The following is a 21,624-nucleotide window of genomic DNA, read 5'->3' as shown; positions in this document are numbered from 1 at the left end:
GACGGGGTCGTGACCGCCCGCGGCGAAAGCCGATGGCCGGCCGGTGACGCGGAGGTCACCAGCCGGCCACCATGATCGGGACCGGTTACCGCTCCCTCGGCGGGGCGGGCGGCGGCCCGCCCGGCGGGCCGTAACCGGAGGGCGGGGCATAACCGGACGGCTGGCCGTAGCCGGAGGGCGGGCCGTAACCGGAGGGCGGGCCGTGACCGGAGGGCGGGCCGTGACCGGGAGGTGGCGGGTAGCCGGGCGGCGGGGCGTAGTCCGCGTCCGACCCCGGGTATCCGCCGGGGGCCTCCCGGTCGAGCACCTCATCCGGGATGTCGGCGGCCCGGGCCGCCTCCCGTCGGTACCGACGGCGGTTCCAGATGAGGAACACCGCCAGCCCCAGCAGCAACACCAGCGCCACGGCGATGCCGATGCCGATGACCATGACCTGCTGGTCGGTCGGACCACCGCGATCGCCGTGCTGGGTGACGTCGAACTCCTCGTCCGCGCCCCCGGTGCGGGCCGGGTCCGGGTCGGTCGCCGCCGCCGCCGGGTCGAGCAACGGGTTGGCGGCGACCGACGGCACGCTCGCGGTCAGCGCCCTCATCGGGTCGATCACGCCGAAGCCGTACTGCGGGTCTCGTCCGGATGGACCCGCGTCCCGGGCGGTCCGGATGATCCGGTTGATCACGTTGGGAGCGCTGAGGTCCGGATATTTCGATCGGATCAGCGCGGCGAGACCGGAGACGATCGCTGAAGAGTCGGAGGTTCCGTCGCCCCAGCCGTAGCCCGCCTCGTTGAGGACGTTGTAGATGCCGTCGCCCGGAGCGGCGACCACCGCCTCCGGCCCCTGGACGGAGCCGGACCAGAACGCGCCACCCCGGGTCGTCCCGGTCACCGCGATCACACCCGGGGTGTTGGCAGGACCGTCCACGGCGACGCTGCCCCTGGCGGTGTTGCCGGCAGCGGCGACCACGACGACGTCACGGTCCAACGCGTACTTGATCGCGTCCTGCTCCACCGGGTTGGCAACGCCCGGGCCACCAAATGACATGTTGATCACCTTGGCGCCGCCGTCGACGGCCATCCGGACGCCCCGGGCAACCCCGGTGTCACGGTAGGACCCGTCGTCCTTGCGCATCTTGATGGGCAGGATCTTCACACCGGGGGCGACGCCTACCACCCCGTCGCTGCTGGGTTTCGCCGCGATGATGCCGGCCATGTGCGTGCCGTGCCCGTCATCGTCGGACCGGCCGTCACCGGAGGCGCCGTAACTGCGACCACCGGCGAGCACCTGACCGCGCAGGTCCGGATGGCTGGCCTCGACGCCACTGTCGATCACGGCCACGACCACGCCCCGCCCGGTCGAAATCTTGTGTGCCTGCTCGATCCGGAGCTCGTCCACATACCACTGCTCGGCCCGCCGGGGCGCGGCGGCCGCCGGTTGAGCGGCCCCCACCACCAGGAGCCCCGCCAGCAGGCAGGCGACCACCGGCCGGAGGCTTCCGACGTTCACGCTCATCCGCCCATCCTCATCGAAGGACACCCGGGGACGCCCCGTCACCAGGGCCCCACGGATCGTCATCCTCAGTCAACCACGACGAGTGCTCGGAGCCGCTGCCACCACCGCCGTGTCCGGCGCCGCCCGCGCCGCCCATCATGCCGCCCCCCATCATTCCGGCACCGCCGACGCCGGCACCACGCGCGCCGCCCGCCATCCCGGCACCGGCCCCGCCGGCGCCGGCGCCGGCGGCGGTGCGCAGCGCGTTCGCGGCGCTCGTCAACGGCGGCAGCTTTCCGTTGCCGCCGCCCACCATGCCGGGAATGCCGCCCACGCCGATGCCACCGCCCGCGCCGCCGCCCAGGCCACCGCCAGAGCCGATTCCGCCGGCCGACCCGACGCCGGCGCCGCCTCCGAAACCACCGCCGGCGCCACCAAGACCGGCGCTGCCGACCCCGCCTCCGCCGATGCCACCACCAAGGCCACCGACGCCACTCGGGCTGGCGCCGGCCAGGCCGCTGCTGTAGCCGGCGTCGCCGTCCGCGTAGCCCGGGTAGCCGGAGCCCGTGGACGGGGGTGTGAACTGACCGGTGCCGCCGGTGGGCGAGCCATCGCCGATCCCACCGGGCTTGGTCGGGGAGAACGGGTCGACGGTGGACGTCGGACCGCCCGTGTCGCCGATGCCCGGTGGCCTACTACCGATGGTGGGGCCGCCACCACCGATGTCGGGCTTCCCGCCGAAATCGCCACCACCGATGTCGGGCCGCCCCGTCGGCGGAACCCGCGGGTCCCGCTCCACCTCGTCCGAGCCGCCGTAGCCCTCCGGCCGGTTCACGGTGAGCTTGGGACGCTCGGTGTAGACCGCCTGGGGCAGCGGCGCCATCGCCGCGGTCGCCGCCTGCTGGTTGTCCCGGTACCAGTTGTCCAGGTGGGCCCCGGTGTCCCACCAGCCGCCCCGTTTCTGGTCGCCGGCCTGGCCGTCGACCTTCATGGTCGCCTCCAGGTCGTCGGCCTTGTCGCGGAACGCGCCGTCGGCGTACGAGCCGGGGTTGCTCTGGTAGTCCTTGCGCAGCGCGGCGAGGAACCCCGACGAGCTCTCGCCGTCGCGGGCGTCGTCGAGCTCGGTGCCGTTGGGCAGGCTCCACTCGTTGAAGCCGAAGTCGTCCATCAGTGGGACCGGGATCGTGGAGACCGACTTGCGGATGTCGCCCTCGATCCGCGTCAACGCGCCGCTGACGTTTGTCGCGTCGGTAATCAGATCCTCGATCTGTTTGCCAATCTTGCCCAGGTGCTCGCGGTACGCGTCACCACCGCCGCCCTTCCAACCGGCGAGCATCCCGGGCAGACCGCCGACGTGCGGGCGTTCCTGGCCCGTCGCGATCGGGCCGACGAACGATCGACCGACGAGCGCGTCCCGCAGTTGTTGCAGGCCGCTGGAGAGGTTGCTCCAGCCCGCTCCGACCGATCCGACCGTTTCCGGGTCGGCGGAGAGCGTCACCTCACGGACGCACCGCTCCCAGGTTCCTCCAGCCATGACGTCCCCCTCAGGCCGTGTACGGGTAGGTGGGTGCGCCGCTGGCAGTGGGCGGCGGCGCCGCCGACTCCAGCAGCCGCTCGATCTCCTTGCCGTTGGCGCCGTTGCGCGCCTCGGTGTCGCGGAACGCCTTGGCGATCTCCTCGGTGCCCTCCTTGAGCGCGGTGAGCTTCTGGGAGAGCGTGGTGAGGTGCGCTTCCATGTTCACCGTTGACGCCTCCAGGGCCCGCCACTGCATGACGGCGTCCTCGTACGCGCCGAACGGGGTGCCGTTCGGAACGGTCTGGGCGTTGTTGCTGTCGCCCTTCATCCGAATCTTGATGCGTTCCATCTCGGTCTTGATGGTGTCGTCGATGTACTGCCTGAGCCGCTCGACGTACGTGGCGGCGGCGTCCAGGTCCTCGACGCTGACCTGCAGATCGCCGATGCTCGGCGGCGGGATGCTGCCCATGCGATTCCTCCCCCGTCCCCGACCCACCGGGTCGGTCCATGTCAGACGCAGCGTATCGAGTCTGACCTAGTCGAGGCAGCCCCAGCCACCAGCACGTGGTACAGATGGCGGCCGATCTCCGGGATCGTCCGGTGCGGGCCACCACGCGGGTCGAGCCCGAACAGCACCAACGGGCCCGCGAGACGCGGACCCGTTGGGCGACATGTCGGATGTGGAAAGTGGTGAGGTCACCGCCAGCCGGCGCTGCCCGAAGGCAGCCCGGTCAGGGGTGCGAGTGCGAGTGGCCCGACGGGACCTTCATGCCGTTGCCACCCAGCGGGGTGAGCGGCAGCAGCTTCTTGCCGGTGGGGCCGATCTGGATCTCGGTGTCCATGGATGGGCAGACGCCGCAGTCGAAGCAGGGCGTCCACCGGCAGTCGTCCTGCTCGAACTCGCTGAACGAGTCCTGCCAGTCCTGCCAGAGCCAGTCCTTGTCCAGGCCCGAGTCGAGGTGGTCCCAGGGCAGGACCTCGAGCTCGTCGCGCTGACGGGTGGTGTACCAGTCGAGGTCCACCCCGAACGCCGGCAGCGTCTCGGCCGCCGCGTCCACCCAGCGCTGGTAGGAGAAGTGCTCGCTCCACCCGTCGAACCGGCCGCCGTTCTCCCAGACCTTGCGGATCACGGAGCCGACCCGGCGGTCACCCCTGGAGAGCAGCCCTTCGATGAGCGACGGCTCGCCGTCGTGGTAGCGGTAGCCGATGGCACGGCCCAGCGAGCGGTCCGCGTTGATGGCCTGCTTGAGGATCTTGAGCCGGTGGTCGATGACCTCCGGACGGTCCATCGCGGCCCACTGGAACGGGGTGTGCGGCTTCGGCACGAACCCGCCGATGGAGACCGTGCAGCGGATGTCCTTGGAGCCGGTCGCGGCCCGGCCGGCCCTGATCACCTCGTGCGCCATCTCGGCGATCTCGAGGACGTCCTCGTCGGTCTCGGTGGGCAGGCCGCACATGAAGTAGAGCTTCACCTGCCGCCAGCCGTTGGTGTACGCGGTGACGACAGTGCGGATCAGGTCTTCCTTCGACACCATCTTGTTGATGACCTTGCGGATCCGCTCCGACCCGCCCTCCGGGGCGAAGGTCAGGCCGGTACGCCGCCCGTTGCGGGACAGCTCCTGCGCGAGGTCGATGTTGAAGGCGTCCACCCGGGTCGAGGGCAGCGACAGCGAGACGTTCGTGCCCTCGTACTGCTGGGCGAGGCCCGAGCACATGTCGCCGATCTCGGAGTGGTCCGCCGAGGAGAGCGACAGCAGGCCGACCTCGGAGAAGCCGGAGAACTCCAGACCCTCGCGGACCATCTGCGCGACAGTGGTGATCGACCGCTCCCGCACCGGCCGGGTGATCATCCCGGCCTGGCAGAACCGGCAGCCTCGGGTGCAGCCCCGGAAGATCTCCACCGCGTACCGCTCGTGCACCGTCTCGGCCAGCGGAACGAGGGGCTTCTTCGGGTACGGCCAGGCGTCCAGATCCATCGTCGTGCGCTTGTGCACCCGGAACGGCACGTCCGCCCGGTTCGGCACGACCCGCTGGATCCGGCCGTCCGGCAGGTAGTCGACGTCGTAGAAGCGCGGCACGTAGACGCTCTCGGTGCGGGCCAGCCGCAGCAGCAGCTCGTCGCGGCCGCCCGGCGAGCCCTCGGCCTTCCACTCCCGGACGATCGCGGTGATCTCCAGGACCGCCTCCTCGCCGTCACCGAGCACCGCGGCGTCGATGAAGTCGGCGATCGGCTCCGGGTTGAACGCGGCGTGCCCGCCAGCCACGATCACCGGGTCGGCGTCGGTGCGGTCGGCGGCCAGCATCGGGATGCCGGCCAGGTCGATCGCGGTGAGCATGTTGGTGTAACCCAGCTCGGTGGAGAAGGAGATGCCGAACACGTCGAACCCGCGCACCGCGCGGTGCGCGTCGACTGTGAACTGCGGCACGCCGTGCGTGCGCATCAGCGTCTCCAGGTCCGGCCAGACCGCGTACGTCCGCTCGGCGAGGGTGTCGGGCAGCTCGTTGAGCACCTCGTAGAGGATCTGCACGCCCTGGTTGGGCAGGCCCACCTCGTAGGCGTCGGGATACATCAGCGCCCAACGCACGGTGGCCGAGTCCCAGTCCTTCGTCACCGCACCCAACTCGCCCCCGACGTACTGGATGGGCTTGGAGATCTGGGGTAGCAGCGGCTCGAGCTGGGACCACACGGAGTTGGTCGCGGCCGCGCGCGGCGTCGTGGACGGGGCACTCATGATGCCCAAGGGTACGCGTTCGTCCGGCGGCGATCGCGCGCACGCCCGATCGGCGGTGGTGGCGGCGCGGTACTAACCTCGGATCGGCGCGAGAGGAGATTGCCGCGATGCCGGAGCCCCAGCCGGGAGCACGGCCGGCCGACGGGAGCACCCCGGGCGCGGAGTCGGAGCGGGACCCGGCGGTCGCCGACGAGCCGACCTCCCCACCCGTACCCTCGGACCAGCCGGAACCCTCGGACCAGCCGGAACCCTCGGACCAGCCGGAACCCCCGGACCAGCCGGAACCCCCGGACCAGCCGGAACCCCCGGACCAGCCGGAACCTGCCGCCACCGCGGAGGTCCCGGCGCCCAGGTGGAGCGGTTCGGCCCCGGTGCCGCCGCCGCTGCCACGCCGGTCCAGCTGGGGCGAGTCGGCCGAGCCGACCCCTCCCCCGCCGGTCTCCTTCGGGCCGCCGGAGCACCAGACGCCGGTCGACCCGTGGGCCGGCGTGGACACCGGCGGCTGGGACCTGCCCTCCGCCGAACTGCCCCCGCTGCCACCGACGATGTCGTATCCGACGCCGCCGGAGACCCGGCAGTGGTCCGGGCCGCCCGCTCCCCCGGCCGGGCCGCCGCCGGTGCCGCACCCGGTGCCACCGCCGGCTGCCCCGCGCGCACCGCAGGCCATCGGACCCATGGTGCCGGCCCGACCGATGTCGCCACCCGCGCCACCCGCGCCGCCGAAGGTGCCGAAGCAGCGCCGGGGCCGGCGATCCACCGCGCCGCCACCGCCGACGCCGCCGGGCTGGCAGGCCCCCAAGGGGTACGTGCCGGTACCGGTCCGTCGACGACGCCGCTGGCCGTGGCTGCTGCTGCTCACCCTGGCGTGCTGCTGTGGCTGCCCCGCCTACTACGGGTTCCCGATCTCGGCCCAGTACCCGGCGCGCGCCGCACTGCCCGTCCAGGTGGACGACCTCAGCCTGCGGCAGGACGGCCGCAGCACGGAGACCGCCAAACAGTTGGAGAACGAGGTACGCAAGGAGCACTGGCTGGCCGAGGACACGTTCGCCGGCGTCTACGCCACGACGAGCGGCAAGCGGGTGACGGTCTTCGGCGGCACCGGCTTCCGGCTGAGCCCGGAGTCGGACGCGGAGGCCGAGATCAGCCGGCTCACCAAGCGGTACGCGCTGGATGCCCCCGAGAGCGTGGACACCGGTGTGCGGGGCAGGCACGAACGGTGCGCGGTGGGTAGCGCCGACGGCAGCGCCGTGGTGGTCTGCACATCTGTCGACCACGGCAGCATCGCCACCGGCGTGTTCACCCGACTCTCCGTCGCCGACAGTGCCGACCTGCTGGCCACCCTGCGCGCCCAGATCGTCCAACCCGAGCGGGGCTGAGCAGCGAAAGGCGGGAGCCCAGGGCCGAGGGACCGCGGCCGGGGTCAGGCGTTGCGGGTCGGGTCCGGGTGGGCGCGCGGCGGGGCGTAGCGGGGCACGTACTCCTGGCCGGTGAGCTTCTGGATCTCACTCATCAGCTCGTCGGTCATCTGCCGCAGCGACGTGCGGTCGTCCGGTCGGCCGCTGAAGTCCAGCGGCTTGCCGAATCGCACCGTGATCTTGGCAGTGCCCGGCCGGGGCACCCGGGCACCGATCGGCTGGGCCTTGTCCGTGCCGATCATGCCGACCGGGATGATCGGCACGCCGGCCGAGATCGCCAGCCGGGCCGCGCCGGTACGCCCCCGGTAGAGCTTGCCGTCCGGCGAGCGGGTGCCCTCCGGGTAGACAACCACCAGGTCACCGCCCTTGAGCGCCGGGATCGCCGCGTCGAACGCGGACAGCGCCGCCCGACCACCGGCCCGCTCGACCGGGATCGCGCCCAGGCCGGTGAGGACGAACTTGGAGATCGCACCCTTCACGCCGGTGCCCTTGAAATATTCCGACTTTGCCCAGAACGCCAGGTGCCGGGGCACGACGGTGCCGAGGAACAGCTCGTCGGCCACCGAGAGGTGGTTGCCGGCGAAGACCGCGCCACCGATCTCCGGCACGTGTTCCAGCCCCTCCACGGTCGGGCGGAACGCCAACCGCAGCGTGGGCGCCACGGTGAGCTTGCCGATGGTGTAGAGCAGGGGCACTGGTCCTCCGGCAGATCAGGTGCGAACAGGCGGTGTCACGGTAGCGGACGCCTCCACACCTCCCAGACGGAGGTGGTGAGGCGCCCGCACCCTGGCGATGGTCCGTTATACCCGGCGGACGACTGCAGTTACCCGCTCACCATCGCCGACCTCGCCAGCGAAGCCCTCAAGACCCTCGACGAAGTCCACCGAGTCGGCCAGCACCTCCGCCGAGACGAAGTCGACGTACGCGGCCACCGCCGCGCGTACCTCGTCGGACGCCGACACCGACACCACGATCCGGTCCGAGACGTCCAGGTCGGCGTCCCGGCGGGCCTGCTGCACGACCCGCACCACGTCACGGGCCAGCCCCTCGGCGGCCAACTCCGCTGTGACCTCGGTGTCCAGCACCACCACGCCCTCGCCGCCGGGCAGCGGCGCGGAGTGCTCGGCGTCGGCGGCGACCAGGCGCAGCTCGTACTCACCCTCGGCGAGGGTGACGCCGGCGGCAACCGGGGCGCCGTCGACCAGCTCCCACTCGCCCGCCTTGACCGCCTTGATCACCTGCTGCACCTGCTTGCCGACCCGCGGGCCGAGCGCCCGGGGCACCACAGTCAACACCTGCTCGCAGTACGCGGACAGCTCCGCGCTGAACTCCACAGTCTTCACGTTGACCTCGTCGGCGACCAGGTCGGCGAACGGCCGCAGCTGCTCCGCGACCGGCGAGGCCACTGTCAGCGTGGACAGCGGCAGCCGCACCCGCAGCCCCTTGGCCTTGCGCAGCGACAGCGCCGCGGAAGCGACCGCCCGCACGTTGTCCATCGCGGCGACCAGGTCGTGGTCGGCCGGGAACTCGCTCGCCTCCGGCCAGTCGGTCAGGTGCACCGAACGCTCCCCGGTCAGGCCACGCCAGATCTCCTCGGCGGTCAGCGGCGCGAGCGGCGCCACCACCCGGCAGAGGGTCTCCAGCACCGTCGACAGGGTGTCGAAGGCGTTGACGTCACCGGACCAGAACCGGTCCCGGGACCGGCGCACGTACCAGTTGGTCAGCGCGTCCAGGTAGGACCGGACGGTGGCGCAGGCACCGGAGATGTCGTACGCGTCCATCTGCGCGCCGACGGTGGACACCAACTCGTTGGTCTTCGCCAGCACGTACCGGTCGAGCAGGTGGGTGGAGTCGGTGCGCCGCCGCGCCTGGTACCCGTCGGCGTTGGCGTAGAGCGTGAAGAAGTACCACACGTTCCACAGCGGCAGCAGCACCTGCCGGACGGCGTCGCGGATGCCCGCCTCGGTGACCGCCATGTCCCCACCGCGCAGCACCGGCGAGGACATCAGCATCCAGCGCATCGCGTCCGAGCCGTACGAGTCGAAGGCGTGGTAGACGTCAGGGTAGTTGCGCAGGCTCTTGGACATCTTGCGTCCGTCCGAGCCGAGCAGGATGCCGTGGCTCAGGCAGTTGCGGAACGCCGGCCGGTCGAACAGCGCGGTGGCCAGCACGTGCATCGTGTAGAACCAGCCGCGGGTCTGCCCGATGTACTCGACGATGAAGTCACCCGGGTAGTGGTGCTCGAACCAGTCCGCGTTCTCGAACGGGTAGTGCACCTGGGCGAACGGCATCGACCCGGACTCGAACCAGCAGTCCAGCACCTCCGGCACCCGGCGCATCATCGACTGCCCGGTCGGGTCGTCCGGGTTGGGGCGGACCAGGTCGTCCACCGCCGGCCGGTGCAGGTCGGTCAGGCGTACGCCGAAGTCCCGCTCGATGTCGGCCAGCGAGCCGTAGACGTCCAGGCGCGGGTAGTTCGGGTCGTCGGACTTCCACGCCGGGATCGGCGATCCCCAGAACCGGTTCCGGCTGATCGACCAGTCCCGGGCGTTGGCCAGCCACTTGCCGAACGAGCCGTCCTTGATGTGGCCGGGCGTCCAGTTGATCTCCTGGTTCAGCTCGACCATCCGGTCCCGGAACTGGGTCACCGCGACGAACCACGACGACACCGCCTTGTAGACCAGCGGGGTGTCGCAGCGCCAGCAGTGCGGGTACGAGTGGGTGTAGGTGTCCTGCTTGAGCACCACCCCCCGGTCCTTCAGCTCCCGGATCACCGGCTTGTTGACGTCGAAGACCTGCTCACCCTGGTACGGCGGGACCAGCGCGGTGAACCGGGTGTGGTCGTCGACAGTGACGATGGTGGGGATGCCGGCGGCATTGCAGACGTTCTGGTCGTCCTCACCGAAGGCCGGGGCCAGGTGCACGATCCCGGTGCCGTCCTCGGTGGTGACGAACTCCGCGCCGAGCACCTGGTAGGCGTTCTCCCCGGCCTGCTCGACGAGGAAGTCGAACAGCGGCGTGTAGCGGCGTCCGACCAGGTCCCGGCCGTACACAGTGCCGACCTGCTCGTAGCCCTCCAGCTCCTTGGCGTACGCGGCCAGCCGCGCCGCCCCCACCAGGTAGCGGTCGCCGTCGCGTTCGAGCACCGCGTACTCGATGTCGGGCCCGACGGCGAGCGCCAGGTTCGACGGCAGGGTCCACGGCGTGGTGGTCCAGACGCCCAGCTTGACCGGCCCGCGCACCAGCTCCGGCGCGGACTCGTCGGCGGTCAGCTCGAACCACACCGACAGGGTGGGGTCGTGCCGGTCCCGGTAGACGTCGTCCATCCGGGTCTCGGTGTTCGACAGCGGCGTCTCACAACGCCAGCAGTACGCCAGCACCCGGAAGCCCTCGTAGATCAGACCCTTGTCGTGCAGGGTCTTGAAGGCCCACATGACGCTTTCCATGTAGTCCAGGTCGAGGGTCTTGTAGTCGTTGGTGAAGTCGACCCAGCGGGCCTGCCGGTTGATGTACCGCTCCCAGTCCTGGGTGAACTCCAGCACCGAGGTGCGGCAGGCCTCGTTGAACCGGTCCACGCCCAGGTCGATGATCTCCGCCTTGCTGGTGATGCCGAGTTGCTTCTCGGCCACCACCTCGGCGGGCAGGCCGTGGCAGTCCCAGCCGAAGCGCCGCTCGACGTGCCGGCCGCGCATGGTCTGGTAGCGCGGCACCACGTCCTTGACGTAGCCGGTGAAGAGGTGACCGTAGTGCGGCAGGCCGTTGGCGAACGGCGGGCCGTCGTAGAAGACGTACTCGTTCTTGCCGTCCGTGCCGGCGGGGCGGGCCTCGATGCTGGCCTCGAAGGTCTTGTCGGCCGTCCAGTGCTCCAGCACCCGGCGCTCGACCGCGGGCAGGTCCGGGCTCGCCGGGACACCGGCGGCGGTCGGGTCGTGCAATGGATAGGCCATCGGGGGTCGCTCTCCTCATGCAGCTCACTCAACGTGGGTCTGCGAGGACGAACCTCCGGGTACGCCTGAAACGGCGCTCCCGGGTGGCCCGCGGTACCACCCCGCTTGGCGGTCAGGATCGACCGCCCGCTCATTACCGGCTGTGACGGGCCGCACCCGTCCGGTTCTACTGGGCCGGTTGCCCGGCTGTTCTTCCGGAGGCTCACCGGTGATGGCCGGGTCATCGCCTTACGGTGTCCAACGATACTCGACGCGCCCACCGCCGCGCCTTCGAGTGACGACGAACCCGACCAGGGGCGGGAGAGCCGCCTTGACGCGTTGTGTGCCGCTCCCCAGAATTCAGCGCGTGTCCACGATAAGTTACGCCGAATACCGCGCGATGCGCCGGTTCCCTGCCCTCGACGGGCTCCGTGCGATCGCCGCGGTGATCGTCGTCGCCTTCCACTTCGGGGGGCCGCGATGGACCTGGCTCTCCGGCTGGGTCGGCGTTCAACTGTTCTTCGTGCTCTCCGGCTTCCTGATCACCACGCTGATGTTGCGCGAGGAGGAGTCGCGGGGGCGGGTGTCGTTGCGCTCCTTCTACGTCCGGCGCATCTTCCGGATCCTGCCGGTCTACCTGGTGGTGCTCGCCGCGACGTACGCCCTCGCGCACCTCAACGGCGCCAGCACGAGGCTCCGCGAATCGATGCCGCACTACCTGCTCATGGTCAACGAGTTCGCGCCGAACCAGGCGTTCCCGCACTCCTGGACGATCGCGATCGAGTGGAAGTTCTACCTGGTGTGGCCGCTGCTCGCCTTCGTGTTCGTCCGGGCCGCGTTTCTGCGCCGGATGGCGGTGACGGTGCTGGCCATCGCCGCCCTGGTCGCGCTGATCCCGTTCGAGAATGACTGGCCCTACTGGCCGATCCACTACGTGTCGATCCTGGTGGGCTGCCTGCTGGCGGTCGTCCTGCACCACCCCCGGGGGTATGCGCTGTTCCGGCCGTTGACCAGTCCCGTGGCGTCCCTCGCCGTAGCGGTCGGGTTCGTCGCCGTGCACCTGGCGCTGCCGTACTGGCCGCCCGCCGCGGACGGCCACGCGGAGTCGATGATCGGCGTGTACGCGGTGGCCGTGGCGCTACTGCTCCCCGCCATGCTGGCCCCTGGCCTGCCGACGAAACTGCTCTCCTGGCGACCGCTGGTGTGGGTGGGCGAACGCTCCTACTCGCTCTACCTGGTGCAGTACCTCGCCATGACGACGGTGATCGCGCTGGTCCCGTCGTACGCCGGGCACAGCACCCGGTTGTTCGTGGCCACCACCGTTGTCGGCCTGCTCGCGGCCGACCTGCTCTACCGCTGGGTGGAGCAGCCGATGATCGGGGTGGGACGCCGGTTCTCCGGACGGGGAAAGGAGGCCCCCGGCACCCCGACCGCCGCACCGGCTGCCGCACCAGCACCCGCCGCCCCGACGTCCGCCACGGCCGACGACCCGTCCGAGCGCACGGTGCCCGCCATGCCGGTCCTCACCCCCGGTGGCGACAGCCGCTGATCATGAGGTGCGGCGGCGCGTGCACGAAGGCCGCCTGCGGCCCGAACGTGGCGGCATGAGCGGGGTCACAGCCCCCGGTTGTCACGACCCGGCCCGGCCCAACCGTCGTACCGGCGTCGGACCGATCAGGAGGTAGTCGTGCAACGGATGAACCCGGCCGAGGTCGCACCGCAGGCGTACAAGGCCGTCATGGGGTTGGAGAAGTACGTCCAGACGAACGTCGACCACACAGTGCTGGAGCTGGTGAAGCTGCGGGCGTCGATGATCAACGGGTGCGCGTACTGCGTGGACATGCACAGCCGGGACGCGCTCGCCGGCGGCGAGTCGAGCCGGCGGCTGTTCGCTGTCGCCACCTGGCGGGAGGCGCCCTTCTTCGACGAGCGGGAGCGGGCCGCGCTGGCCCTCACCGACGCGGTCACCCGGCTCGGCGAGCACGGGGTGCCGGACGAGGTGTGGGATGACGCCGCGAAGGTCTGGTCGGAGAAGGAACTGGCCGACCTCGTCATCGCGATTGCCACAATCAACGTGTGGAATCGGATCGGGGTGACGATGCGGCTGGAGCCTCCAGCCCAGGCGTGACCACCGAGGCGGCAGCGGAGGCGGCCGGTGCGCTCGAGGCGCACCGGCCGATGCTGCTTGGGCTCGCGTACCGCCTGCTCGGCAGCCGGCACGACGCGGAGGACGTGCTCCAGGAGGCGTACCTGCGCTGGCTGGGTGTGGACCGGGCCCGGGTGGAGGAGCCGCGCCGGTACCTGTCCCGGGTGGTCACCCGGCTTGCCCTGGACCGGCTGCGCGCCCGGCAGGCGGCCCGCGAGACGTACGTCGGGACGTGGCTGCCCGAGCCGGTGCCGACCGCGCCCTCGCCGTTCGGGCCGTTGGACCGGGTGGAGCTGCGCGATTCGCTCTCCACGGCGTTGCTGCACGTCCTGGAGCGGCTCACCCCGCCGGAGCGGGCGGTGTACGTCCTGCACACGGCCTTCGACCTGCCGTACGCGGAGATCGCCGAGATCCTGGACCGGTCCGTCGCCGACTGCCGGCAGCTGTACCACCGGGCGACCGCGCGGGTACGGCAGGAGCAGCGTCGGTTCACCGCCAGCCGCCCGGAGCGGGAGCGGCTGCTGGACGCGTTCCTCGCCGCCGCCCGCGACGGCGACCTGGCGAGGCTCACCGACCTGGTGGCCGCCGACGCCACCGCGTGGAACGACGGTGGCGGTCGGGTGCGGGCCGCCCTCAACCCGGTCACCGGCGCGGACCGGATCGCCCGGTTCTACGCCGGGGTCTACGGCCCGCGTCACCGAGTGACAATGGATCCGGTGGAGCTCAACGGAGAGCCGGCCATGCTGATCACCCGTGCGGACGGCAGTCGCTACACGCTGACAATCGCCGCGGCCGACGGACGGATAACCGGGATCTACGTGGTCGGCAACCCGGCGAAGGTGCCGGCGGTCGGCTGAACCCGGGCGTCGTCGTCGGTCGGCCCGGGCCGGTGGGCGTCAGCCCAGGTCGGGGAACCAGAGCGCGATCTCGCGCTTGGCGCTGTCCGTCGAGTCGGAGGCGTGCACCAGGTTCTCCCGGTTGGACAGAGACAGGTCACCCCGGATGGTGCCGGCGACGGCCTTGCGCCCGTCGGTGGCGCCGACCAACCCGCGGACCACGTCGATGACCTGGTCGCCGGAGAGCACCAGGGCGACCAGCGGACCGCCGGTCATGAAGTCCTTCAGCGGCGGGTAGAACGCCTTGTCGACGTGCTCGGCGTAGTGCTCGTCGGCGAGCGCGGCGTCCATCGTCCGGTGCGCCATCGCGTCGATCCGCAGCCCCTTGCGCTCGAAGCGGGAGAGGACCTCGCCGACCAGGCCGCGGCGGACCGCGTCGGGCTTGATCAGAACGAGGCTGCGCTCATCCGGGCTGTTGCTGGACACGCTGGGTTCCTCCTGTACGCGCTGAACGCTTGGGGTCGGTACGGTCAGCCTAGCGACCCGGTCCCGGCGCCGGCGCGGCGGCCGGTCTTTCCCCCGGTGGCCGATCCGGCCTAGCCTGGCCCTGACCCCCGGGAGGTCCACTGTGGCGAATGGCGGGAACCGACCCATCGCGCCGGTACGCAAGCTGATCGGCACGGTGCTGGGCACCGTGGCCACGTTCGTCGTCCTGTTCGGGCTGGGCATGACCAGTTGGGCCATCGTGGCTCTCGGGGTCGCCCTGCTGGTGCTGGCGATCGCGCTGGCGACCGTACGCGGCGGCGGTCGCACCTGGGTCGTCGGCGTCGGCCACGTGCACAGCGCCTCCGAACCACCAACCCAGTACGCGTTCGGCCGCTGCGAACTGCAACTGGTGATCGACGCCCCTGGTCTGCCACCGCGGTCCAAGAAGATCATCGAGCCGAGGGTGCCGGTTTCCAAGTGGCCGTCGCTGGGCCAGACCCTGCCGATCCGGGTCGCGTTGGACGACCAGCGGCACGTCAAGGTCCTCTGGGACGAGGTGCCCACCCACGCCGAGACCGCCGCCGCCGTCGCCGATCTCCCGCCGGAGTTCGCCGAAGCGGAGGCGATGGACGACCTGCTGATCCAGCAGGACGCGCCGCCGTGGGCCGACCGGGCACCCGATGACGACTTCCGCGACGACTTCCGCGATCCGGTCGGCGACCCGTTCCGGGACCCGCTCGGTGACCCGCTGCGCACCGACCCCCGGCGCGACGACCCTCGGCGCGACGACCTGCGGCGTGACGACAGCCGGCGCGACGACCCGGGCGTCATGCCCGAGGAGCGCGAGCCCGTGGTGATGCACCAGAGCCCGGGTGGCCCCGTGGTGTTGGAGGGCGTCGTCGTCGAGCCGCAGGCCGGTGGGCTGCCCCGACGGGCAACTACTCCCGCGCCGCGCCCACCCGCCGAGGAGCGCTTCGACGAGCCCGCGGCCGACCGGTTCGACGCGTCGGAGGCGGGCGGCACGACCGCCCCACCCGCCGAGGACCCCGCCGACCAGCCCAGAGCGCAGCGCTTCGAGCAGCCCAGCGCGCAGCGCTTCGACCCTCCACCCGCCCAGCGGTCCGGCCCGGGTGCGTTCGACCCGCTGGACCCACTCGATCTTCCACTGGACGATCCCTCCCCGGCCGGGGCCGCACGCGCGACAGTGACCGACGAGGAACTGGACCAGGCGATCTTCGGGTTCGACGCCGACTCGGCCGCGGACCCGACCGGGCCGATCAGCGGGGTGGGCCTCACCCTGCTCGTCACCGACCTGCCCCGGTCACTCGGCTTCTACCGTGACGTGCTCGGCTTCAGCGAGGTCGACCAGGGTGCCCACAACGCCGTCCTCGCCTCCGGGACGACCCGCATCGTCCTGCGCGAGGTGACGGGGGCGGCGCCCATCAGCCGCCGACTCGTACACGTCAACCTCGAGGTGAACGACATCGAGGCGGCGTACGAGCGGTTGCGCGAGTCGGGCGTCCGCTTCACGTACGCGCCCCGGGTGGTCAACCGCGGCACCAAGCTGGAGGGGTGGGCGGCGGCCTTCCGCGACCCGGACGGCCACGGCGTCGCGCTCACCCAGTGGCGCGAACGCGCCGACGCCTGACCCGGCCCGCCTTCGAACGGCGCCGGCCGGGTCCGGCGTCAGCCGAGAATGACGCGGCGAACGTGCAACGCGTACGCCCAGACAAGGGCGAAGATGACGCCCAGCCCGAGCAGCGACCAGTGCAGCAGTCCGCCCAGCAACAGCAGGCCCTGGAGCACCGTGCCGGCGTTCCAGGCCCACTGGCGACGCATCATGCCGGCGAGCACCACGGCGGCCACCGCGAGTGCCACGACCGCGCCGATCGCGGCGCCGCCGAGGTCACCGCCGACCACCCGGATCGGCTGGATCGCCAGCAGGAGCACCAGCGCCTCCAGGCTGAGCGTGCCAGCGCCGAGACCGCGCACCGCCCGCTCCGGGTTGCGTAACCCGGAGCGTCGCGGTTGCCCGGCCGTGGGCTCCTCCCCCGCCGGCTGCTCGACCGGCGGGCCGGTCGGGTCCTCGGTGGGGTGCGGGTCCCGCTCCGGGCTGGTCATCGCTTCAGCAGCCGACGGGCGTCGGCGACCGTCACCACCGAACCGGTGACCAACACCCCGACCCCGCTCAGCTCACCGGGGACGTCCTCCTCGGCCATCGCCACCGCCAGCTCGATCGCATCCGGCATGTCCTCGGCCGAGGCCACCCGCTCCTCGCCGAAGATCTCGGCGGCCAGCGCGGTGAGTTCCTCCGTCGGCATCGCCCGTGGCGAGCTGTTACGGGTGACCACCACCTGGTCGACCACCGGCTCCAGCAACTCCAGCAGCGCGTCCGCGTCCTTGTCGGCCAGTACGCCGATCACGGCCACCAGCTTGCTGAACGCAAACTCCTCCTGGAGCGCGGTGACGGTGGCCTTCATGCCGTGCGGGTTGTGCGCGCCGTCCAGCAGGATGGTCGGGGCGTTACGGACCCGCTCCAACCGACCCGGGGAGCTGGTCGAGGCGAAGCCCTCCCGGACCGCCTCGATGTCCAGCTGACGTCGAGCCCCCGCACCCAGGAACGCCTCGACGGCGGCGAGCGCCACCGCCGCGTTCTGCGCCTGGTGAGCACCGTGCAGCGGAATGAACACGTCGTCGTACACGCCACCCAGGCCTTGAAGGGTGAGCACCTGACCGCCGACCGCGACCGCCCGACCCAGCACGCCGAACTCGCCGCCCTCCCGGGCGAGCGTGGCCCCGACCTCGGCGCAGCGTTCGAGGAGGGGACCAGCGGCCTCCTCCTCCTGGGCCGCCGAGATCACTGTGGCCCCCGGGTGGATGATGCCGGCCTTGGCCAGCGCGATGTCCTGGAGCGTGTCACCGAGCCACTCGGTGTGGTCCAGGCCGATCGGGGTGATCACGCAGACCCCCGCCTGGAGGACGTTCGTGGCGTCCTCGGCGCCGCCGAGGCCAACCTCGACCACAGCGATGTCGACCGGCGCGTCGGCGAACGTGGCGAACGCCAGCGCTGTGGTCATGTCGAAGTACGTCAGCGGCTCGTCGGATCGCGCGTCGACCAGCTCGGCCAGTGGCTTGATCTCCCGGTACACCGACGCGAACCGTTCCTCGCTGACCGGCTCCCCGTCCAGGCTGATCCGCTCCCGGACGGTCTCCAGGTGCGGGCTGGTGTACCGCCCGGTGTGCAGCCCGTGCGCCCGCAACAGCGAGTCGATCATCCGCGCGGTGGAGGTCTTGCCGTTGGTGCCGGTCAGGTGGATCGCCGGGTACGCCCGCTGCGGGCTGCCGAGCAGGTCGAGCAGCGACTCGATCCGGTCCAGCTCGAAGACCATGCGGGTGAAGCCGCGGGCGTTCAGCTCGGCCTCGACGGCGGCAAATTCGTTACGGTCGGTCACGAGGGCAGTGTCTCCAGAGCAGCGTTGATCCGGACCAGGTCGGCCTCGGCGGTGGCGAGCCGGTCGCGGATCTTCGCGACCACCGGCTCGGGGGCCTTGCCGATGAAGGCCGGGTTGTCGAGCTTCGCCCGGGCCTGCGCGACCTCCTTCTCGGCTGCCGCGCGGTCCTTCGTCAGCCGGGCCCGCTCGGCGGCCACGTCGATCGACCCCCGGGTGTCCAACGCGACACCGACCGCGCCGGGCATGGCCAGCGTGGCGCTGGCCTGGAAGTCGTCACCGGCCGGATCCAACCGGACCAGCGAACGGATCAGCGGCTCGTGGGCGGCGATACCCGCGCCGGACAGCCCGTCCAAGCGGGCAGCCACCCGCTGCGTGGGGCGCAGCCCCTGGTCGGAACGGAACCGGCGGATCTCGGTGACCACCCGCTGCACGCCGACCAGCTCGGCCTCGGCGGCGTCGTCGACCAGCGTCCGGTCGGCCACCGGCCAGGCGGCGGCCTGCACCGTCTCGCCGCCGGTCAGCGCGAGCCACAGCTCCTCGGTGACGAACGGGATGACCGGGTGCAGCAGCCGCAGCAGCTGGTCGAGCACGTGCCCGAGCACCCGGCGGCTGGCCTCGGCGCGCTCACCGCCCTCGGCGAGCACCGGCTTGCTCAGCTCGACGTACCAGTCACAGACGTCGTCCCAGGCGAAGTGGTAGAGCAGGTCGCACACCTTGGCGAACTCGTACGCCTCGAACTGCTCGTCGACCTCGGCGGTGACGTGCGCCAACCGGGACAGGATCCACCGGTCGACGGTGGAGAGCTGCTCGGTGGGGGGCAGGTCACCCGTGGTGTGCGCGCCGTTCATCAGGGCGAACCGGGTGGCGTTCCAGAGCTTGTTGCAGAAGTTGCGGGAGCCCTGGCACCACTCCTCGCTGACCGGGACGTCCTGGCCGGGGTTCGCGCCCCGCGCCAGGGTGAACCGGGTGGCGTCGGCGCCGTACCGGTCGATCCAGTCCAACGGGTCGACCACGTTGCCGAACGACTTCGACATCTTCTTGCCGAACTGGTCGCGCACCATGCCGTGCAGCGCGACCACGTCGAAGGGCGGCCGGCCGTCCATCGCGTAGAGGCCGAACATCATCATCCGGGCGACCCAGAAGAACAGGATGTCGTACCCGGTGACCAGCACGCTGGTCGGGTAGAACTTCGCCAGGTCCGGGGTCTGCTCGGGCCAGCCCAGGGTGGAGAACGGCCACAGGCCGCTGGAGAACCAGGTGTCCAGGACGTCCTCGTCCTGGTGCCAGCCCTCGCCGGTCGGCGGCGCCTCGTCGGGGCCGACGCAGACGATCTCGCCCGCCGGGCCGTACCAGACCGGGATGCGGTGCCCCCACCACAGCTGGCGGGAGATGCACCAGTCGTGCATGTTGTCGACCCAGGCGAAGTAGCGCTTGGCCAGCTCGGCCGGCTCGATGCGGACCCGGCCGTCGCGCACCGCGTCACCCGCGGCGTGGGCCAGCGGGGCGGTGTTGACGAACCACTGCAACGACAGCCGCGGCTCGACGGTGGTCTTGCACCGCGAGCAGTGCCCGACCGCGTGCACGTACGGGCGCTTCTCGGCGACGATCCGGCCCTGCTCCCGCAGCGCAGCCACGATCGCGGGCCGCGCCTCGAACCGGTCCAACCCCTCGAACGGGCCGGGCACGGTGATCACGCCGCGCTCGTCCATCACGGTCAGCGCGGGCAGGTCGTGCCGCTGGCCGATCTCGAAGTCGTTCGGGTCGTGGGCCGGCGTCACCTTGACCATGCCGGTGCCGAAGGACGGGTCGACGTGCGCGTCGGCGACGATCGGGATCCGGCGGCCGGTCAGCGGCAGCTCGACCTCGGTGCCGATCAGGTGCTGGTAGCGCTCGTCGTCGGGGTGCACCGCCACGGCGGTGTCGCCGAGCATCGTCTCGGCCCGGGTGGTGGCCACCACGACCTCGTCGCTGTAGCGGATCGAGATCAGCTCGCCGTCGTCGTCGGTGTGCTCGACCTCGATGTCGGAGAGCGCCGTGAGGCAGCGCGGACACCAGTTGATGATCCGGTTGGCCCGGTAGATCAGGCCGTCGTCGAAGAGCTTCTTGAAGATCGTCTGGACGGCGCGGGTCAGCCCCGCGTCCATGGTGAAGCGCTCGCGGTCCCAGTCGACGGAGTCGCCGAGGCGGCGCATTTGGCCGAGGATGGCGCCACCGGACTCGGCCTTCCACTGCCAGACCCGCTCGACGAACTTCTCCCGGCCGAGATCGTGCCGGGAAAGCCCCTCGGCGGCGAGCTGACGCTCGACCAGGTTCTGGGTGGCGATGCCGGCATGGTCCATGCCCGGCAGCCACAGCGCCTCGAAGCCCTGCATCCGCTTGCGCCGGGTCAACGCGTCCATCAGCGTGTGCTCGAACGCGTGGCCCATGTGCAGCGAGCCGGTGACGTTCGGCGGCGGGATGACGATGGTGAAGGGGGGCTTGTCGCTGTCGGCGGAGGCCCGGAAGTGCCCGCCGGCCACCCACTGCTCGTACCGTCGCTGCTCTACCTCACCGGGCTGGTACTGGCCGGCAAGGGTCGGGGCGTCGGGGCGTCGGGCATCCAGTCTCTCGGTCACCGGACAAGTCTACGGAGGGCTTTCGCAGACCCGGCGTGCGCCACCTACCGTTCGCGTACGGTGTCGGCTATGTCCGACGCACATCTCACCGAGCGGTCGCGCGACGGCGGCCGCGAGCCGGTCGAGCTGACCGAAGAGCCGATCCAGCTGAGCACCCGCGATTCCGGAGGCGACCCCGACGAGCGGTCCAGCGGCTGGTCCCGCCGCCGCAAGATCGGTTGGACGGTCGCGCTGGTGGTCGGTCTCGCCGGCGCCGGGGTCCTCGGTGTCGGTGGGTGGCGGGTGGCGCAGCAGAAGGACACCCAACTGGCCTCACCCGATCGGGTGGCGGGTCTGACTCGCGACGACAGCGAGCGGGCGAAGAGCACTGCCGACTATCTGCGCAGCGGCCTGGCGGCGAACATCGAACTGGACCGCAGTTTCGGCACGGTCTACCGCGACCCGGCCGACGACAAGCGCTCGGTGCTCATCTTCGGGGGCACCACCCTGCTCTGGCAGCCGGAACGGGACCTGGACAGCCTCTTCCGCCTGATGTCGGACGAGACCGGTGCGGTGAACGGCCTCCGGGAGCTCCCCGCGGGCGATCTCGGAGGGGTGCTGAAGTGTGGCAGCACCAGCGGTGAGGGCGGCGACTTCGCGGTGTGCGGCTGGGCCGACCACGGCAGCGTGGTGATGGCGATGTTCCCCGGCCGGTCCGTCACCGACGCCGGCGGCCTGCTGCGCAACCTTCGCAACGGCATGCAGACCCGAGACTGACCCCGCAACATCCTGGTTGTAGTGGTCTCAACCCCTCGGACAGACCACTACACCAGGATTGAGCACGACATTGCCGGCTTCATAGGGAAACGCAGATAAGGCCACCCCCGAATGGGGGTGGCCTTATCTGAAAGATTGTCCGGCGGCGTCCTACTCTCCCACACCCTCACGAGTGCAGTACCATCGGCGCTGGAGGGCTTAGCTTCCGGGTTCGGAATGTAACCGGGCGTTTCCCCTCCGCCATGACCGCCGTAACTC

At 71.2% G+C, this 21,624-nt stretch carries 16 protein-coding genes and 1 rRNA gene; 6 read left to right on the top strand and 11 right to left on the bottom strand.

The features are described from left to right. Nucleotides 1-85: 85 nt before the first annotated feature. The 4 genes from mycP to ACLJOK_RS00070 form a co-directional block, all read right to left on the bottom strand. Complete coding sequence (gene mycP, locus ACLJOK_RS00085) at nucleotides 86-1,507, bottom strand: type VII secretion-associated serine protease mycosin (RefSeq protein WP_410815356.1); 1,422 nt, start codon at nucleotides 1,505-1,507, stop codon at nucleotides 86-88. Between the two features lie 10 nt (nucleotides 1,508-1,517). After that, nucleotides 1,518-3,020 (bottom strand): hypothetical protein, encoded by a 1,503-nt coding sequence (locus ACLJOK_RS00080; protein WP_410815355.1) that lies wholly within the window; start codon nucleotides 3,018-3,020, stop codon nucleotides 1,518-1,520. A 10-nt stretch (nucleotides 3,021-3,030) separates the two neighbouring features. After that, nucleotides 3,031-3,471 carry a hypothetical protein gene (locus tag ACLJOK_RS00075; protein WP_410815353.1) on the bottom strand — a complete coding sequence of 147 codons (441 nt, stop codon included), beginning with the start codon at nucleotides 3,469-3,471 and terminating at the stop codon, nucleotides 3,031-3,033. A 262-nt stretch (nucleotides 3,472-3,733) separates the two neighbouring features. After that, nucleotides 3,734-5,734: a TIGR03960 family B12-binding radical SAM protein gene (locus ACLJOK_RS00070; RefSeq protein ID WP_410815351.1), complete on the bottom strand. Its 2,001-nt coding sequence runs from the start codon at nucleotides 5,732-5,734 to the stop codon at nucleotides 3,734-3,736. Between the two features lie 107 nt (nucleotides 5,735-5,841). On the opposite strand from ACLJOK_RS00070, the gene ACLJOK_RS00065 reads away from it, so the two are divergent. Beyond that, nucleotides 5,842-7,110, top strand: coding sequence for a hypothetical protein (locus ACLJOK_RS00065; RefSeq protein WP_410815350.1), 1,269 nt, complete (start codon nucleotides 5,842-5,844; stop codon nucleotides 7,108-7,110). Between the two features lie 44 nt (nucleotides 7,111-7,154). Here the strand turns inward: ACLJOK_RS00065 and ACLJOK_RS00060 are convergent, their stop codons facing one another. Continuing rightward, nucleotides 7,155-7,844: a lysophospholipid acyltransferase family protein gene (locus ACLJOK_RS00060; RefSeq protein WP_410815349.1), complete on the bottom strand. Its 690-nt coding sequence runs from the start codon at nucleotides 7,842-7,844 to the stop codon at nucleotides 7,155-7,157. A gap of 105 nt (nucleotides 7,845-7,949) precedes the next feature. Beyond that, nucleotides 7,950-11,096 carry an isoleucine--tRNA ligase gene (ileS, locus tag ACLJOK_RS00055; RefSeq protein ID WP_410815348.1) on the bottom strand — a complete coding sequence of 1,049 codons (3,147 nt, stop codon included), beginning with the start codon at nucleotides 11,094-11,096 and terminating at the stop codon, nucleotides 7,950-7,952. Between the two features lie 346 nt (nucleotides 11,097-11,442). Between ileS and ACLJOK_RS00050 the strand changes: the two genes are divergently transcribed. From ACLJOK_RS00050 to sigJ, 3 genes are all read left to right on the top strand, one after another. Beyond that, complete coding sequence (locus tag ACLJOK_RS00050) at nucleotides 11,443-12,624, top strand: acyltransferase family protein (protein ID WP_410815346.1); 1,182 nt, start codon at nucleotides 11,443-11,445, stop codon at nucleotides 12,622-12,624. Between the two features lie 147 nt (nucleotides 12,625-12,771). After that, nucleotides 12,772-13,203, top strand: coding sequence for a carboxymuconolactone decarboxylase family protein (locus ACLJOK_RS00045; protein WP_410819177.1), 432 nt, complete (start codon nucleotides 12,772-12,774; stop codon nucleotides 13,201-13,203). Then, nucleotides 13,200-14,078, top strand: coding sequence for an RNA polymerase sigma factor SigJ (gene sigJ, locus ACLJOK_RS00040; RefSeq protein WP_410815344.1), 879 nt, complete (start codon nucleotides 13,200-13,202; stop codon nucleotides 14,076-14,078). The genes ACLJOK_RS00045 and sigJ overlap by 4 nt, the downstream gene beginning before the upstream one ends. Nucleotides 14,079-14,117: 39 nt before the next feature. On the opposite strand, the gene ndk is transcribed toward sigJ, so the two are convergent. Beyond that, complete coding sequence (gene ndk, locus ACLJOK_RS00035; protein WP_410815343.1) at nucleotides 14,118-14,543, bottom strand: nucleoside-diphosphate kinase; 426 nt, start codon at nucleotides 14,541-14,543, stop codon at nucleotides 14,118-14,120. A gap of 142 nt (nucleotides 14,544-14,685) precedes the next feature. Between ndk and ACLJOK_RS00030 the strand changes: the two genes are divergently transcribed. After that, nucleotides 14,686-16,191, top strand: coding sequence for a VOC family protein (locus ACLJOK_RS00030; protein WP_410815342.1), 1,506 nt, complete (start codon nucleotides 14,686-14,688; stop codon nucleotides 16,189-16,191). 38 nt (nucleotides 16,192-16,229) lie between these two features. Here ACLJOK_RS00030 and ACLJOK_RS00025 read toward each other — a convergent pair whose 3' ends face one another. From ACLJOK_RS00025 to ACLJOK_RS00015, 3 genes are read right to left on the bottom strand one after another with little or no spacing between them, the layout of a single operon-like run. After that, nucleotides 16,230-16,664, bottom strand: coding sequence for a DUF4233 domain-containing protein (locus tag ACLJOK_RS00025; RefSeq protein WP_410815341.1), 435 nt, complete (start codon nucleotides 16,662-16,664; stop codon nucleotides 16,230-16,232). Next, nucleotides 16,661-17,995, bottom strand: a complete 1,335-nt coding sequence (locus tag ACLJOK_RS00020; RefSeq protein WP_410815340.1) for a bifunctional folylpolyglutamate synthase/dihydrofolate synthase — start codon at nucleotides 17,993-17,995, stop codon at nucleotides 16,661-16,663. Before ACLJOK_RS00020 ends, ACLJOK_RS00025 begins: the two co-directional genes overlap by 4 nt. Continuing rightward, the gene (locus ACLJOK_RS00015; protein ID WP_410815338.1) at nucleotides 17,992-20,610 is read right to left on the bottom strand and encodes a valine--tRNA ligase; all 2,619 of its coding nucleotides are present in this window, start codon (nucleotides 20,608-20,610) and stop codon (nucleotides 17,992-17,994) included. Before ACLJOK_RS00015 ends, ACLJOK_RS00020 begins: the two co-directional genes overlap by 4 nt. 69 nt (nucleotides 20,611-20,679) lie before the next feature. Here ACLJOK_RS00015 and ACLJOK_RS00010 point away from each other — a divergent pair, with 69 nt between their 5' ends. Continuing rightward, nucleotides 20,680-21,366, top strand: coding sequence for a hypothetical protein (locus ACLJOK_RS00010; protein WP_410815336.1), 687 nt, complete (start codon nucleotides 20,680-20,682; stop codon nucleotides 21,364-21,366). 137 nt (nucleotides 21,367-21,503) lie between these two features. On the opposite strand, the gene rrf is transcribed toward ACLJOK_RS00010, so the two are convergent. Further along, nucleotides 21,504-21,620 (bottom strand): 5S ribosomal RNA (gene rrf, locus ACLJOK_RS00005). Nucleotides 21,621-21,624 lie beyond the last annotated feature (4 nt).

This window comes from Micromonospora sp. 050-3 (assembly GCF_046549335.1).
GTDB lineage: Bacteria > Actinomycetota > Actinomycetes > Mycobacteriales > Micromonosporaceae > Micromonospora > Micromonospora trifolii.
Note: the sequence above shows the minus strand (reverse complement) of the source record. Positions and strands in the feature narration are given on the sequence as shown.